We start from the raw sequence: 15,052 nt of genomic DNA on the forward strand, positions 1-15,052 counted from the left end.
CCCAGCCAAGCAGGCAGGCGTGTTTTGTCAGCGAATAAACAGCTTATACACCAACCGATGCGCCGCCGTACCATGGGGCGCATACACGTATTTGCCGCTGTTGAACTTCTGCTTGGTGAAAATCGCCCGGTGATGGGAGAAGGTCAGGAAGCCTTCCTTACCGTGATAGTGCCCCATGCCGGAATCACCAATCCCACCGAACGGCAAGTCGTCCTGGGCCACATGCATCAGGGCATCATTGATGCACATGCCGCCGGAATGTGTGTTGTCTACCACATGCTGCTGGTGCGACTTGTCATAGCCAAAGAAATACAGCGCCAGCGGCCGTGGCCGGTCATTGATGTAATGGATCGCCTCGTCCAGACTGCCGTAACTGATGATCGGTAGGATCGGGCCGAAAATTTCGTCCTGCATCACCTTCATGTCTGGCGTGGTCTTCAACACCAGCGTCAGCGGAATCTTCCGGGTACCGTCCTTCATGTTCTCGTTGGCGGGATTGATCTCCACCAGTTCAGCCCCCTTGGCCCTGGCATCTTCCAGATAGCCCTGCAAACGATGGTACTGGCGCTCATTGATGATGGCCGTGTAGTCGTCGTTATCCCGCAGGCTCGGGTACATCTCGGCAAACCGTGCCCGGAATTCATCCACGAACGCCTGCACCCGGTCGGCAGGGCAGAGCACATAGTCCGGTGCTACGCAGGTCTGGCCGGCATTGAAGGCCTTGCCGAAGGCGATACGTTGGGCCGCATCTTCCATGGGGACATCCGGCGACACAATGGCCGGGGACTTGCCGCCGAGCTCCAGGGTTACCGGGGTCAGATTTTCGGCCGCCGCGCGCATCACCAGCTTGCCTACTGAAGTAGAACCGGTAAACAGCAGGTGATTGAACGGCCGTTGGGAGAAATCGGCGGCCACATCGGCCTCGCCGGTGATCACCGACACCAGATCCTCCGGGAACATCGACTCGATGATCTCCTTGAACAGGGCCGACGTGTGCGGAGTGAATTCCGACATCTTGATCATGGTGCGGTTGCCAGCGGCCAGGGAAGCGACCAGCGGACCGACCGCCAGATACAGTGGGTAGTTCCAGGGCACGATGACGCCCACGACCCCTTTGGGCTGGTAATAGACCTTGTTGCTGGCGGGCTGGAACAGCACCGAGACATGACGCTTGGAAGGTTTCATCCAGTCGCCGAGATTCTTCAGAGTGTAATTGATGCCCTGAATCGACGGCATGACTTCGGCAATCAGGGATTCGTCTTTGGAGCGACAGCTGAAATCCCGGTCGATGGCCTCGACCAGACGATCCTGATGGGTAAGAAGCGCCCGTTTCAGGCGCTTGAGATTCTCTTTGCGCTCGGTCAGGGACGGCATCGGATTGTTGCGGAACGCCTTTTTCTGGTCCTCAAAGACCCGATGCGTGTGCTGGATCTGCTTTTTGCTCTCAGTGAGCTGGACGACGGTGGCACCCATGATTCTCTCCCCCTGACTGCCCGGAGCGACCTGCGCTGGCAGTCGGTTATTGTCGTTGGCCAAAATCTGTGCGATTTGCGCTTGGGGGTATTATTAGAGTATATACTCTAGGCAGTCAAGAAAGCCGGATGGCTCTTTAGGCCATCCGTGACCGTGATAACAACAAACACCGGCGTGACGATGAAAACCAGAGACAAGATACTGTTATCCAGCCTGGAGCTGTTTAATGAAAGGGGTGAGCGCAACATCACCACCAATCACATTGCCGCGCACCTGGCGATATCGCCGGGTAATCTGTATTACCACTTCCGCAACAAGTCCGACATCATCTACGAGATTTTTCAGGAATATGAAAAGCTGGTGGATTATTACCTGGATATCCCCGAAGACCGGCCGATGACGCTGGAGGACATGACCTTCTATCTGGAGTCGGTGTTTGACGGTCTCTGGAGCTATCGTTTCTTCCACCGGGATCTGGAATACCTGCTCGACAGTGACCCGCGGCTGCGCCAGGACTACCGGGAATTCACCAATCGCTGCCTGGCGGCCATCAACCGGATTTTCGGAAAGCTGGCGGATGCCGGCATTATCCAGCCCCAGCCGGAGGACCTGCGTTCGGCCATGTCACTGAATGTCTGGCTGGTGATTACCAACTGGATGGCGTTCCTGAAGACGGCGCATGCGGCCGAGGAACCCGCCAGTCTGTCGCTGACTGAGTTAAAGCAGGGGATCTATCAGGTGTTGACCCTTGAAGTCCCCTATCTCACACCGGAGTATCGTGAGCGGGTGCTGGCATTGCGAGAAAAATATCGCCCTACCTTGCCGGAAGCCCAGGGTATTTCCGGTGTTGAGGCATGAATTTGGCGAGCCTGGTCAAAGTTTGATCGAAAATTGAACTTTTCGGGAGTGGTGCAGTCACAGATTACGACGTTGGGAACCGGACACTCCCTGCGTCTCCTGAGTGAGTTCTCAGGTTTTCGGCCTCTGTGGTTTCAGAGGCTCATAGCACGTCGCAAACCCTGACGTTTTCACCGGCCTGTCTTCAGTCAGGCCGGCTTTTTCATGCCTCAATCGGTGCCTGTTCTTCGGCTTCAAGCCACTGGGTCAGCGCTTCCCGGCACTCGTCTACTCCGCGTTTGGAGGTAGCCGAGAACATGATCAGGTGCTCCACGCATTGATATTCCTTCAGTTTCTTCGCGATACCCAGCATGGCGGTTTTGGCCTGGCCGAATTTCAGTTTGTCGGCTTTTGTCGCCAGAATCATCAGCGGCAGGTGGTTATGTTCACACCATTCCACCATCATCTGGTCAAAGTCGGTGAGCGGGTGCCGGATGTCCATCACCAGAACCAGGCCACGCAGGCAGCGTCGATCATTCAGGTAGTGGCCGAGATGTTGTTGCCAGTCGTCTTTCATGTCCCGGGACACTTTCGCATAGCCGTAACCGGGCAGATCGACCAGGCGAGCATGTTCCCGGTTCAGGCTGAAAAAGTTGATCAGCCGGGTGCGACCGGGGGTTTTACTGGTGCGGGCCAGTTTGCCGTTGGCGGTGATGGCGTTCAGAGCGCTGGATTTGCCAGCGTTGGAGCGGCCGGCAAAGGCAACTTCGGCGCCATGGTCGGGTGGGCATTCGTCCAGTTTGGAGGCGCTGATGAGAAAACGGGCGCTGTTGAACGAGAGGCTTTTTTGAGTCAGATCAGGGTCCACGACGGTTGGTGTTCCTTTGGATTTCAGTTATCGGCGATTAATGTATAATGCTACACCAATTTCCGGCGGGACGCCTCGCGTTGCCGCTGTATGCCCCGGTTTTGCACCTGACGACCCAGTGCCTGCCGGCTGCACAACGAAGAATACTTTCAAGATGCAAAGATGAGAGAAGCGGAGCGAGCATGAAAAGACTGATCGCAGGAGTTGTTCTCGGAGTTGGCCTTACAGCGATGGCTCACGGGGCAGGAGATCCGGCAGCGGGTGAACAGAACGCAGCAGTGTGTGCGGGCTGTCATGGTCAGGGTGGAGCCAAGCCGGTAATGGCTGTGTATCCAAAACTGTCCGGTCTGGGCGAGAAATATCTGTACAACCAGCTGGTTGACATCAAATCCGGGGATCGTGCCATTCCTGAAATGACGGGCCTGCTCAACGCCATGTCCGATCAGGATTTGCAGGATCTGGCTGCCTACTTCAACAACCAGGAAATGGTTGTTGGTCAGGCCAATCCGGATCTGGTTGAGCAGGGTCAGGCACTGTACCGCGGCGGCAATATGGCCTCCGGTGTACCGGCCTGTTCCGGTTGCCATAACCCCTCCGGCATTGGCAACGAGCCGGCGGGTTACCCTGCCTTGGGCGGACAGACTGCAGAATATGTTATCAAGCAGTTGAAAGCTTACCGGGCGGGTGAGCGCGCCGGAGGCGCGAATGCCGGCATCATGATGGATGTTGCCTCCAAGCTGACAGACGCTGAGATTGAGGCGGTCGCCAGCTACGTATCCGGCCTGAACTGATCGACAGCCGTCAGTTACGACTGAAAACCCCGCCTCGGCGGGGTTTTTGGTATCCGGTATTCATAATACCTAACCGTTCGGTAACGCATTCCTTTGGCCCTCCGGTGGAACTTTTTCGCATCCCTGGGTCATAATCCCCGTTAAAATTCATTGATGGCTCGGAGATTCCCGATGATCAGAACCCTGACGTCTTCCGCCGTTCTGGCGCTTTCACTGTTGTCTGCTGCTTCCCTGGTCAATGCCCAGCCCTGGGTGGCCGGAGAACACTACCGGGTACTGGATAATCCGGTAAGAACGGCATCGGATAACGGTGTCGAAGTGGCGGAAGTCTTCTGGTACGGCTGTCCGCACTGCTACAACTTCAAGCCGCTGGCTGAAGCCTGGGAAGCGGAGGCTCCGGACTACATCAACTATGTGAAGCTGCCGGCGGCACTGGGTCGCAGCTGGGAGCCGCATGCCTACGCATTCTATGCCCTTGAGGCCATGGGCGAGCTGGACAAGGTGCATGACGCGCTGTTCGATGCCCTGGCCGGAGAGCGCCGCCCCCTCAATACCCCGGAAGCTCTGGCTGATTTTGTTGCCGGGTATGGCGTGAACGCCGAGAAGTTTCTGGAAAACTACAACAGTTTCGGGGTGCGTGCCAGAGTGCAGCAGGCCCAGGCCAAGATTCGTGGCGCGCGCATTACCGGTACACCGACTATGCTGGTTGATGGCAAGTACGTGGTAAGTGCCTCCATGGCGGGTAGTCACGAAAACACCCTGAAGGTGGTCGAGTATCTGGCGGAAAAAGAGCGCAGCGGGTCTGAGTAAGGCGCCATGCGGTTCGCCGGACGCTGGATGGGCTGACCGGAGAAGCGGCTGATAATGTACAAGCGAATCCGTAACCAGCTGAACGGTATACTCAGAAACCAGGAAAGCTCCCGGGGCACTTGTTCCGGGAGCGAGCATGTGCCGGAGTTTGAAGCTCACCGGCACATCCGGCTACTGACTTTCAATATTCAGGTTGGTATCAACACTTCGTCCTATCACCATTATCTGACCCGCAGCTGGCAGCATTTTCTGCCCAATCGCCGGCGCTACGAAAACCTGGATCGGATTGCCACCCTGCTCAGCCAGTATGATGTGGTTGCCCTGCAGGAGTGTGATGGCGGAAGTCTTCGCAGTGGTTACATCAATCAGGTGCAATACCTGGCCGAGGCGGCCGGGATTCCTTACTGGTATCAGCAATTAAATCGCAACCTCGGCCAGATTGCCCAGCACAGTAATGGCCTGTTGAGCCGTTTCCGCCCGCTGGATGTCACTGAACACAAATTGCCGGGACTGATTCCCGGGCGTGGCGCCATCATTGCGCGCTACGGGGATGAGGAAGACCCGCTGGTACTGGTGCTGATGCATCTCTCTCTCAGCAAGTCGGCCCAGCAGAAGCAGCTTGGATTTATCCGCGAGCAGATTGCGAGCTATCGGCATGTGGTGCTGATGGGGGACATGAATGCCCATGCAGATCAGTTGCTGACACGAACACCGCTGAAAGAAACCGATCTGATTCCGCTGCCCGACACCGCGCACAGCTTCCCGAGCTGGCGCCCGGAAAAGGCGCTTGACCATATTCTTGTCAGTCCCTCTCTGGAAATCCGGCGCTCTGAAGTGGTGAGCTATCCGGTTTCCGACCACCTCCCCATTGCCATGGATGTGGCGCTGCCCAAAGGCTATCTGGAAACATTCTGAGTCTTGTCTGATGCGTCCAGGCAATAAAAAACCCGGCAGATGCCGGGTTTTTTGTGGAGGCAGGATCAATTACTTGATCTTGGCTTCCTTGTACGCAACGTGCTTACGGACAACCGGATCGTACTTTTTGATCTCGATTTTTTCCGGGGTGTTACGCTTGTTCTTTTTGGTCGTGTAGAAGTGACCAGTGCCTGCTGAAGATACCAGCTTGATTTTCTCGCGCATGATGCGGCTCCTTAAACTTTCTCGCCGCGGGCACGAAGATCGGCCAGCACAGCGTCAATGCCTTTTTTGTCGATGATGCGCATGCCCTTGGTGGAAACGCGCAGCTTCACGAAACGCTTCTCGGACTCAACCCAGAAACGGTGGTTCTGCAGATTCGGCAGAAAACGACGACGAGTGTGGTTCATCGCGTGGGAAACGTTATTACCGGTAACCGGACGCTTACCGGTAACCTGACAAACTCTGGACATACTTGCCTCCGACCTGAGCAATGGTCTCTATCAATACGAATTCGTTTTTAATGCGTCTCTGGTTGCTCCGGAGCCATACCTGCTGCCGGTTTGCGCTTCTGAAACAGAACGCTGCTCGCCAGACGCCGCCAGAAAGGGACGCTTTTATACCAGAACTGGCCGACCAACGCAAAAAATTGTTGGGAATTTGGCCAGTTTCGGGGCGGTATCCTTCACGGGGCTACATCAATCCTCGTTCAGCAAGGGATATTACCTCACCGTGGCCGATAACCATATGGTCAAGAACCCTGATATCGACCAGTCCCAGGGCCTCTTTCAGCCGGCGGGTCAGGGAAATGTCAGCCTGGCTTGGCTCGGCCACGCCGGACGGATGGTTGTGGGCAAAGATGACTGCGGCGGCATTGTCCTCCAGAGCCTGGCGCACCACCTCCCGGGGGTAAACCGCTGCGCCGTCTATCGTACCCCGGAACAGTTCCCGGTACTGGATGACCCGGTGACGGTTATCCAGGAACAGGCCGGCGAACACTTCATGAGGGTAAGTGCCCAGGCGGCTGGTGAGAAAGCGCCGGGTATCTTCCGGTGAGCGCAGCGGATCGCCCTGGCGCAGCGGCTCGTCCATCACTCGCCTCGCCATTTCCATGGCAGCCTGCACCTGGGCATATTTGGCGGTGCCCAGGCCTTTGACCTCGCAGAATTGTCGGCGGGAAGCGGTCATCAGGCCGCGCAGTCCGGAAAATTCGGTGATCAGGTGTCGGGCCAGGGCCATCACCGGCATGCCGGTGGTACCGGTACGCAGGAAAATGGCCAGGAGTTCGGCATCTGACAATGATTCAGGGCCGTGAGTGAGCAATCGCTCACGGGGCCGCTCATCGGCGGGCCAATGGCTGGGTGGCATGTTTGCTTCCTTGCTGGTTTCGGGGAGTGCGTCCTGCACCGGGTTCTCGAAATTACAAAGGTTACTCCAAAAGGTAACATTTGGTAAACGAACAGGGGTGCTGGCAGGCTGCCCGTCTGCGCTCGGCATGCTATCTTATAACTCTTTCATTTTACGGGATTACGGAGCCCGCATGACCGCCAAGCGAATATTGTTGGGAATTACCGGTGGTATTGCCGCCTATAAAAGTGCGGAGCTGGTTCGGCTGCTGAAAAAAGCGGGGCACGAAGTCCGGGTTGTCATGACCCGGGGGGCGGAGGCATTTGTTGCGCCGCTGACCTATCAGGCTCTGAGCGGCGAACCGGTGCGCTCCTCGCTGCTTGACCCGGAAGCCGAGGCTGGCATGGGGCACATCGAGCTGGCCAAGTGGGCCGATCAGGTTGTGGTAGCGCCGGCGTCTGCGGATTTTATGGCCCGTCTGGCCCATGGGCTGGCCGATGACCTGTTGACCACGGTCTGTTGCGCCACCGAAGCGCCGATAGCGTTGGCCCCCGCAATGAACCAGGCCATGTGGAAGAACTTTCGTACCCAGCGGAACCTGGCGCTGTTGACGGAAGACCCGCAGATTACCGTCTGGGGGCCGGATCAGGGCGAGCAGGCCTGCGGCGATACCGGTCCCGGGCGCATGCTTGACCCGGAACGTCTGGCGCGTCTGGTAAACGGAGAAGACGTGGCTGAAACTACCGGGTCGCTGTCGGGCAAGCGGTTGGTGATCACGGCCGGGCCAACCCGGGAGCCGATCGACCCGGTGCGCTACATTACCAATCACAGCTCGGGCAAGATGGGCTACGCCCTGGCCGGTGCGGCCGCGGCCGCCGGGGCCGAGGTGGTGCTTATCAGCGGACCTGTCAGTCTGTCGGCGCCGGCGGGGGTTGATGTCCGGCCTGTCAGCACCGCTCAGGAAATGCTCGAAGCTGCCAGCAAAGCGGTCGATGAAGGCTGCGATATCTTTATCGCCACGGCCGCGGTGGCAGATTACCGGCCCGAGGTGTTCGCCAGCGAGAAAATCAAGAAAACCAACGACAACATGAGCCTGGCGCTGGTCCGTAACCCCGATACCCTGGCGACCATCGCAGCCAGGGCTGATGCGCCGTTCACGGTCGGCTTTGCGGCTGAGACCACGGATGTGGCGCGCTATGCGACCGACAAGATGCAACGCAAGAAACTCAATATGATTGTCGCCAACGATGTGTCCGTGCCCGGGCTCGGCTTCAGCAGCGATCGAAATGCGGTTACGGTGTTCTGGCCTGAGGGTTCGGAATCCATCGGGCCGGACAGCAAACAGGCGATCGCTGCCCGTCTGGTGGCGTTGATTGCAGACCAAAGCAACAGGATTGAACAGGCATGAGTAAAAGAAAGTTTCAGGTACGGGTTCTGGATGACCGCATTGGTACCGCGATTCCGTTTCCCGAATACGCCACCGAAGGCTCTGCAGGCCTTGATCTGCGGGCGGCATTGAAAGAAGCCAAGACCGTTATGCCGGGCGAGACCCACCTGATTCCTACCGGCCTGTCTGTGCATATTGCCGACCCGGGGTTGGCCGCCATGATCTTGCCCCGCAGCGGGCTCGGGCACAAGCATGGGATCGTGCTCGGAAATCTGGTGGGGTTGATCGATTCCGACTATCAGGGCGAGTTGATGGTGTCCTGCTGGAACCGTGGCCAGACGCCATTCACCATCGAGGTGGGCGAACGTATTGCCCAGATGGTGCTGGTGCCTGTGGTACAGGCGGATTTCGAGATTGTGACCGAGTTTGATGCCAGTGACCGGGGCGAAGGTGGCTTTGGCTCCACCGGGAGCCACTGAGTCGGGCATCTTTACCTGGCAGCGAGTTAACTGGCCGGCGTCTATACTCAGCGGATACAGAACTATCCGGGAAAGAAAATAACTGCGGGATGCATTATGAAATTCGCCAAGAAAAAAACCAACGCGTCTTCCGGTGATGAGCAGCCGGAGAAGAAACCCGGAAAAAAACAGAAACCTTCCAAAGCGTCCAAAGAAGCGGCTGGCTCCGGGTTAAAGAAACTCGGATCGGTCGGGCTGAATCAATCGCTGGTGGTGCTGATGGCCGGCGTGGTAGCGGTGGTGCTGGCCCACTTTCTGGTGGTGGTGCCCGCCGGGGAAGCCCGTTATGAAGCGGCCAGTGCCATGGAGGTGGACAGTGCCCACCGGCGCCTGAATCAGTCGCTGACTGCGCTGCAGGAACAGGTTCGGGCGGTGGCCAACCAGCGCTACGCCGCCCTGGCTCTGGCAGAGCGCTCCGATCTGGCGAATCTGGCTGAGCAACTGCAAGCAGCGCTGCCCGGCTCCGCCCAGGTGTTTGTCTTCCCGTATCGGGAAGTTCCCCGGACCGGTAACGGCGATACCCTGCTGGGATTTGCGGGCCTGGAACTGGCCCGGCGGGCAGAAAATGGACAGAACCTGTTGCCGGACGCCTTCCCCCGGGACAATCAGTGGTATCTGCAATTTGCCGCGGCGGTACGTCACCCCACCAGCAATGCCGTGGTTGGTAGCGTACTGGCGGTCTTTGAAGCGTCCCATATCCAGCCACTGCTTTCCGTGAGCAACTCGCAACTTGGGGGGCAGCTTTCATTGGTGCAATCCGTGTCCGGTGCTTCACGAACCGTGGCCAGCGCCGGTAACGGTAACGGCCCGGAGCTGTCCCGCACCCTGCTCAATCCGGACTGGTCCGTCCGTTACCAACCGGCCTCGGCACCGGTGGCGCCGGTAAGCACCATTCTCCTGGCGATTCTGGTGGGGGTGCCTGCGCTGGTGGCGGCGGTTCTGGTCTGGATGCTCCTTGGCAACGCTCAGCGTGGTATACGTCAGGATGTGACCGCGCTCATTCAGTGGGCCCACAAGGTGTTCGGGGGCGAGCGGATGAAACTGCCGGCTCTGCGCTGGGATATGGTAGCGTCCACCGGAGAAGTGCTGTTCCGTCTGTCCCAGATGGTGGAGAAACGGGTGGCCAAGGCTGCGGAGTCGGCTGCACCCAAAGCAGCTCCTGCCCGCCGCAAGGCAGCGACGGCGGAGGATGAGCCGTTGTTTCAGGACAAGGACATGCCGGACATTGATATGCTCGATGGCGATGAGGATGTGCTTGGCTTTGGTGGCTCCGAGGATTCCCTGTTCGACGAGGATATCCCGGAAGTGGCAGAAGCCGAGGTGCCTGTGGTTCAGGTCAACCCGGAAATCTTCCGCGCCTATGACATCCGGGGCATCGTTGGTCAGACCCTCTCGGCCGAGGTAGTTGAAGTCATTGGTCGCGCGATCGGCTCGGAGGCGACAGAGCGTGGCGTCACGGATATCTGCATTGGTTTTGATGGCCGTCATTCCAGCCCGGAACTGGCCGATGCCCTGGGGCGCGGCATCATGGCGACCGGGTGCAACATCATTCACCTGGGTGCCATCCCTACGCCGGTGCTGTATTTTGCAACCCATCACCTGCAGACCGGTTCTGGCGTTATGGTGACCGGTAGCCACAACCCGGCCAACTATAACGGCCTGAAGATCATGCTGGGCGGAGAGACTCTGTCTGGTGAAGCTATCCAGAAGCTGCACCAGCGCATCCAGACCGCCGACCTTGTCAGCGGGCAGGGGGAGCAATCCCGGGACGACGTGCGCCGCGCCTATCTGGACCGTATCGTCGGTGATATTGCTGTGGCCGCGCCGTTGAAAGTGGTGGTGGATGCCGGTAACGGCATTGCCGGAGAGCTGGGCCCCATGCTGGTTGAGGAACTGGGCTGTGAAGTCACACCACTGTATTGTGAAGTGGACGGTGATTTCCCTAATCATCACCCGGACCCCGGCAAACCCGCGAACCTGCAGGACCTGATTGCCAAGGTTAAGGAGACCGGCGCCGATATCGGGCTGGCCTTTGATGGCGATGGTGATCGTCTGGGCGTGGTTACCAATACCGGCAAGATCATCTGGCCGGATCGCCTGCTGATGCTCTTTGCCAGGGATGTGGTGTCCCGCAACCCCGGCGCGGATGTGCTCTATGACGTGAAGTGCAGCCGCCGGCTGGCCAGCGTGATCTCGGAAGCTGGAGGGCGCCCGATCATGTGGAAAACCGGCCATTCCCTGATGAAAGCGAAAATGAAGGAAACCAGCGCCCTGCTGGCGGGCGAAATGAGCGGACACATTTTCTTCGGCGAACGCTGGTACGGCTTTGACGATGGCCTTTACTCGGCTGCCCGGCTGCTGGAAATCCTGGGTATTGAGGATCGTCACTCCGATGAAGTCTTTGAAGACTTCCCCGAGGATATCAGTACCCCTGAGCTGAATGTCGAGGTGACCGAGAGCGACAAGTTCGCCATCATTGAACGGCTAGGTCAGCAGGCGGATTTTGGTGACGGCAATATCAGTACCATTGATGGCATTCGGGTAGATTATGCCGATGGCTGGGGGCTATGCCGTGCGTCCAATACCACGCCGGTTCTGGTTCTGCGCTTCGAAGCCGAAACCGAACAGGCACTGGAGCGGATCAAATCCGTGTTCCGGGAGCAACTGCAGAAAGCGGCACCAGACCTGGTGGCGGAATTCTGAAACCCATTACTGTCGTAAGGAATAACACAACATCATGGCGCTGGATCGTGAAACAGCAATGCAGGTGGCCTCGGTACTGAGCCGGGGCCTGCCCTATATCCAACGGTTTACCGGCAAGACGGTCGTGATCAAATACGGCGGCAACGCCATGGAGAACGAAGACCTGAAAAGCAGTTTCGCCCGGGACGTGGTGCTGATGAAGCTGGTGGGGATCAACCCTATCGTGGTTCACGGCGGCGGCCCCCAGATCGGAGAGCTGCTGGAACGCCTGAATATCCAGTCCCGCTTTGTTAACGGCATGCGGGTTACCGATGCGGAGACCATGGACGTGGTCGAAATGGTGCTCGGCGGCCAGGTGAACAAAGAAATCGTTTCCCTGATCAATGCCCACGGCGGCACCGCGGTGGGCCTGACCGGTAAGGATGCCAATCTGATCCGGGCCCGGAAGCTGGAAGTGGTCAATCGCTCGCCGGAGCTGGAGCGGCCTGAAATCATCGATATTGGCCATGTTGGCGAGGTGGCAAGCGTCAACGTGGATGTTATCGACATGCTGACCCGCAGCAACGTGATCCCGGTTATCGCGCCCATCGGTGTCGGGCCGGATGGCGCTTCCTACAACATCAATGCGGACCTGGTAGCCGGCAAGGTGGCAGAAGCCATGAAGGCGGAAAAGCTGATCCTGCTGACCAATGTCTCCGGCCTCAAGAGCAAGGAAGACAAAGTGCTGACCGGCCTGACCGCCCAGCAGGTGAACGATCTGATTGAAGACGGCACCATCCATGGCGGTATGTTGCCGAAAATCCGCTGTGCCCTGAGTGCGGTGGAAAACGGCGTGCGCACCTCCCACATCATCGACGGACGTGTGGCCCACGCCTGCCTGCTGGAAATCTTCACCGACGAGGGTGTCGGTACGCTGATTTCCCGTAACTGATACTTCTGGCCGGGAGTTACCGGATGAAACGCCTGCTGTCATTTCTCGTTATCACAGGAATAGTGGCCTTCGCCGGTTTTAAAGCTGGCGTCTGGTGGCTGACGGACCAGCGCCTGGCAGAGGCGCGCACGGCCTTATCGGAATACGGTGTGCTTGAGCGGGGTAGCATCAGCTCCTCCGTGGATGGTCGGGTCATACTCCGGCAGGCGCACTGGGAGGATTTCCGGCTCACTCAGCCATTGCAAATGGGTCTGATGGAGCTGGAAACCGGCTCTCCAATCGCTCTGTTGACCACACTGATGAGCCCGGACAGCTTGCCGGCCAGTTGGCGGCTGTCCGTTGAGCGCGCCAGCATTACGCTGGAACCTACCATGTTCCGGAACTGGGTGACGGCGGCGCCGGATGAAACTGCCCAGGCCCCGCTAGCCAATCTGTCCTGTGCGCCGGACCCAAGGCAGCAACTGGGCAGTGGGGATTTGATGCGTATGGGGATTCCTGATATCCGGGGCGACATGTTGCTGGAGCAGACCCCCGATGCCCTGCGTTTTGAACTGAATACCCGAGAAACCGGAAGCCTGGAGCTGGTTTGGCCAGACGCCAGACTGACCCTGGGCAATCTGGCCGACCCGGCCTCCATGGGGGCCGGGCCACTGCAACTGACCGTTCGTGACGCGGGTCTGATGCGCCGCCTCTCTGCCTATTGTGCCCGCGAGACCGGGCTGGAGGTCAGCGACTGGGCTGGGCGGGGTGTCGCCGCATTGGAGAAGGGGCTGCAGGCTCGTGGCCTGGAAGCCAGCCCGCAATTGCTGGCACTGTATCGGCAATGGCTGACCGAAGGGGGCGAGGTGACCATGATGCTTGCACCTGGCTCGGAAACCTTCGGGCTGCCCGTACGTACCGACTCGGAAAACAGCGCCAGCCTGCGCGTATCCTATAACGGTGCCACCGTGCCGGATGTGTACCTGACCGAAATGCAACGGGTGGAACCAGCATTGCCTGCGCAGGCAATGGAGCCTGTGGTACCACCGGAAGACCCGGATTCCGAGCAGTGGTACCCTGACAGTGTTGAGAGCGCCAATATCTGGCTTGGCCGGCGCGTAAGGGTTACGCTCTCGAATGAAAATCAGGTTGAGGGGCGGCTGGTCAGCGTTGGCGAGCGGGATATGGAAATCGCCCGCACTGTGGCCGGGGGTGAAGTGGCGTACCCCATTCTGATTCGTGCCATTACACAATTTGAAGTCTGGCGCCGGGGCCGCCCGGAATAGCGCCGGGACGGGAGGCAATAAGTGACCGCAAGCGCAAGCACAGGGGTGCCGGGTATCAGGGAAATGCTGGCCCGGCTGATTTCATTGCCATCCATCAGCAGTGCCTCGCCGGAGTGGGATCACAGTAACGAAGGTGTGGTCCGCCTGCTGGCAGAGTGGCTCGAACCCCTGGGGTTTACCGTCGAGATCATGGAAGTGCCGGGCATGCCCGGCAAGTTCAATCTGATCGCCACTCTGGGTATCGGTCCGGGTGGACTGGTACTCTCAGGCCATACCGACACCGTACCATTTGACGACAAACGCTGGCAAAGTGATCCGTTCAGTCTCACGGAAAAGGACAACCGCTGGTACGGTCTGGGCACCTGCGACATGAAGGGCTTTTTCCCGCTGGCCATTGAAGCCGCCAGAGCCTTTGCCGGCGAGCCCTTGCAGCAGCCGCTGATTATCCTGGCCACTGCTGACGAAGAAAGCTCGATGAATGGCGCCCGGGCACTGGCAGAAGCCGGCAAACCGAAAGCCCGTTACGCGGTGATCGGCGAGCCCACCAATCTCAAACCAGTGCGCATGCACAAGGGCATCATGATGGAGCGGTTGCGGTTTGACGGGCAATCGGGCCATTCCTCCAACCCGGCCCTGGGCCGCAACGCGCTGGAAGGCATGCACGAGGCGCTCGGCGAACTGCTGGCTCTGCGCAGCGAATGGCAGGAAAAGTACCGCAACCCCAACTTCGAGGTACAGGTGCCGACCCTGAATCTGGGCTGTATTCACGGTGGTGACAATCCGAATCGCATTTGCGCCCAATGCGAATTGCACTTCGACCTGCGTCCGCTGCCGGGCATGAACATGGACACCCTGCGCCAGGCGATTCTTGACCGGATGCAGCCTCTGGCCGAGCGGCGGGAACTCAAACTCACGTTTGCCCCCCTGTTTGACGGCGTGCCGCCGTTTGAAACACCTGCCGACGCCGCTCTGGTCAAAGCCTGTGAGAAACTCACGGGCCACACGGCACACGCCGTTGCTTTTGCCACGGAGGCACCCTGGCTGCAGAAACTGGGGTTGGAGACCCTGGTGATGGGGCCTGGTTCGATCGACCAGGCGCACCAGCCGGACGAGTTTCTGGAACTGTCCCAGTTGCAGCCGACGGTGGATATCCTCAAGGGATTGATCAAAAGGTTCTGTCTTTGAGTAGACTGGCGGTAAGGCGGGC

15 protein-coding genes are annotated in these 15,052 nt (G+C 58.7%); 10 read left to right on the plus strand and 5 right to left on the minus strand.

The genetic code is table 11. The features are described 5' to 3' along the window. Nucleotides 1-27: 27 nt before the first annotated feature. Nucleotides 28-1,473, minus strand: coding sequence for a coniferyl aldehyde dehydrogenase (locus ARC85_RS05195; RefSeq protein WP_286714446.1), 1,446 nt, complete (start codon nucleotides 1,471-1,473; stop codon nucleotides 28-30). 180 nt (nucleotides 1,474-1,653) lie between these two features. Here ARC85_RS05195 and ARC85_RS05200 point away from each other — a divergent pair, with 180 nt between their 5' ends. After that, nucleotides 1,654-2,331 (plus strand): TetR/AcrR family transcriptional regulator, encoded by a 678-nt coding sequence (locus ARC85_RS05200; protein WP_286714447.1) that lies wholly within the window; start codon nucleotides 1,654-1,656, stop codon nucleotides 2,329-2,331. A gap of 202 nt (nucleotides 2,332-2,533) precedes the next feature. Here ARC85_RS05200 and yihA read toward each other — a convergent pair whose 3' ends face one another. Further along, nucleotides 2,534-3,178 carry a ribosome biogenesis GTP-binding protein YihA/YsxC gene (gene yihA / locus ARC85_RS05205; RefSeq protein WP_226609834.1) on the minus strand — a complete coding sequence of 215 codons (645 nt, stop codon included), beginning with the start codon at nucleotides 3,176-3,178 and terminating at the stop codon, nucleotides 2,534-2,536. 182 nt (nucleotides 3,179-3,360) lie between these two features. Here yihA and ARC85_RS05210 point away from each other — a divergent pair, with 182 nt between their 5' ends. The 3 genes from ARC85_RS05210 to ARC85_RS05220 all read left to right on the plus strand — a co-directional run bounded on the left by ARC85_RS05210 (nucleotide 3,361) and on the right by ARC85_RS05220 (nucleotide 5,694). Continuing rightward, nucleotides 3,361-3,969 (plus strand): c-type cytochrome, encoded by a 609-nt coding sequence (locus ARC85_RS05210; protein WP_286714448.1) that lies wholly within the window; start codon nucleotides 3,361-3,363, stop codon nucleotides 3,967-3,969. A gap of 171 nt (nucleotides 3,970-4,140) precedes the next feature. Beyond that, on the plus strand, nucleotides 4,141-4,779 hold the full coding sequence (locus ARC85_RS05215; RefSeq protein WP_011786977.1) for a thiol:disulfide interchange protein DsbA/DsbL: 639 nt from the start codon (nucleotides 4,141-4,143) through the stop codon (nucleotides 4,777-4,779). A 54-nt stretch (nucleotides 4,780-4,833) separates the two neighbouring features. Then, nucleotides 4,834-5,694, plus strand: coding sequence for an endonuclease/exonuclease/phosphatase family protein (locus ARC85_RS05220; RefSeq protein ID WP_286714449.1), 861 nt, complete (start codon nucleotides 4,834-4,836; stop codon nucleotides 5,692-5,694). A gap of 69 nt (nucleotides 5,695-5,763) precedes the next feature. Here ARC85_RS05220 and rpmG read toward each other — a convergent pair whose 3' ends face one another. From rpmG to radC, 3 genes are all read right to left on the minus strand, one after another. Then, on the minus strand, nucleotides 5,764-5,919 hold the full coding sequence (rpmG, locus tag ARC85_RS05225) for a 50S ribosomal protein L33 (protein WP_008173465.1): 156 nt from the start codon (nucleotides 5,917-5,919) through the stop codon (nucleotides 5,764-5,766). 11 nt (nucleotides 5,920-5,930) lie between these two features. Further along, nucleotides 5,931-6,167: a 50S ribosomal protein L28 gene (rpmB, locus tag ARC85_RS05230; protein ID WP_011786975.1), complete on the minus strand. Its 237-nt coding sequence runs from the start codon at nucleotides 6,165-6,167 to the stop codon at nucleotides 5,931-5,933. 220 nt (nucleotides 6,168-6,387) lie between these two features. Beyond that, complete coding sequence (gene radC, locus ARC85_RS05235; protein ID WP_014422834.1) at nucleotides 6,388-7,062, minus strand: RadC family protein; 675 nt, start codon at nucleotides 7,060-7,062, stop codon at nucleotides 6,388-6,390. 172 nt (nucleotides 7,063-7,234) lie between these two features. Between radC and coaBC the strand changes: the two genes are divergently transcribed. From coaBC to argE, 6 genes are all read left to right on the plus strand, one after another. Beyond that, nucleotides 7,235-8,449 carry a bifunctional phosphopantothenoylcysteine decarboxylase/phosphopantothenate--cysteine ligase CoaBC gene (gene coaBC, locus ARC85_RS05240; RefSeq protein WP_286714450.1) on the plus strand — a complete coding sequence of 405 codons (1,215 nt, stop codon included), beginning with the start codon at nucleotides 7,235-7,237 and terminating at the stop codon, nucleotides 8,447-8,449. After that, nucleotides 8,446-8,907, plus strand: coding sequence for a dUTP diphosphatase (gene dut, locus ARC85_RS05245; protein WP_286714451.1), 462 nt, complete (start codon nucleotides 8,446-8,448; stop codon nucleotides 8,905-8,907). The genes coaBC and dut overlap by 4 nt, the downstream gene beginning before the upstream one ends. A 96-nt stretch (nucleotides 8,908-9,003) precedes the next feature. Next, nucleotides 9,004-11,649 (plus strand): phosphomannomutase/phosphoglucomutase, encoded by a 2,646-nt coding sequence (locus tag ARC85_RS05250; protein ID WP_286714452.1) that lies wholly within the window; start codon nucleotides 9,004-9,006, stop codon nucleotides 11,647-11,649. Between the two features lie 34 nt (nucleotides 11,650-11,683). After that, nucleotides 11,684-12,580, plus strand: coding sequence for an acetylglutamate kinase (gene argB, locus ARC85_RS05255; RefSeq protein ID WP_014422830.1), 897 nt, complete (start codon nucleotides 11,684-11,686; stop codon nucleotides 12,578-12,580). A gap of 23 nt (nucleotides 12,581-12,603) precedes the next feature. After that, complete coding sequence (locus tag ARC85_RS05260; protein ID WP_286714453.1) at nucleotides 12,604-13,845, plus strand: acetylornithine deacetylase; 1,242 nt, start codon at nucleotides 12,604-12,606, stop codon at nucleotides 13,843-13,845. Nucleotides 13,846-13,866: 21 nt separating this feature from the next. Then, nucleotides 13,867-15,030 carry an acetylornithine deacetylase gene (gene argE / locus ARC85_RS05265; RefSeq protein WP_286714454.1) on the plus strand — a complete coding sequence of 388 codons (1,164 nt, stop codon included), beginning with the start codon at nucleotides 13,867-13,869 and terminating at the stop codon, nucleotides 15,028-15,030. Nucleotides 15,031-15,052 lie beyond the last annotated feature (22 nt).

It is taken from the genome of Marinobacter sp. tcs-11, assembly GCF_002049515.1.
Lineage (GTDB): Bacteria > Pseudomonadota > Gammaproteobacteria > Pseudomonadales > Oleiphilaceae > Marinobacter > Marinobacter nauticus.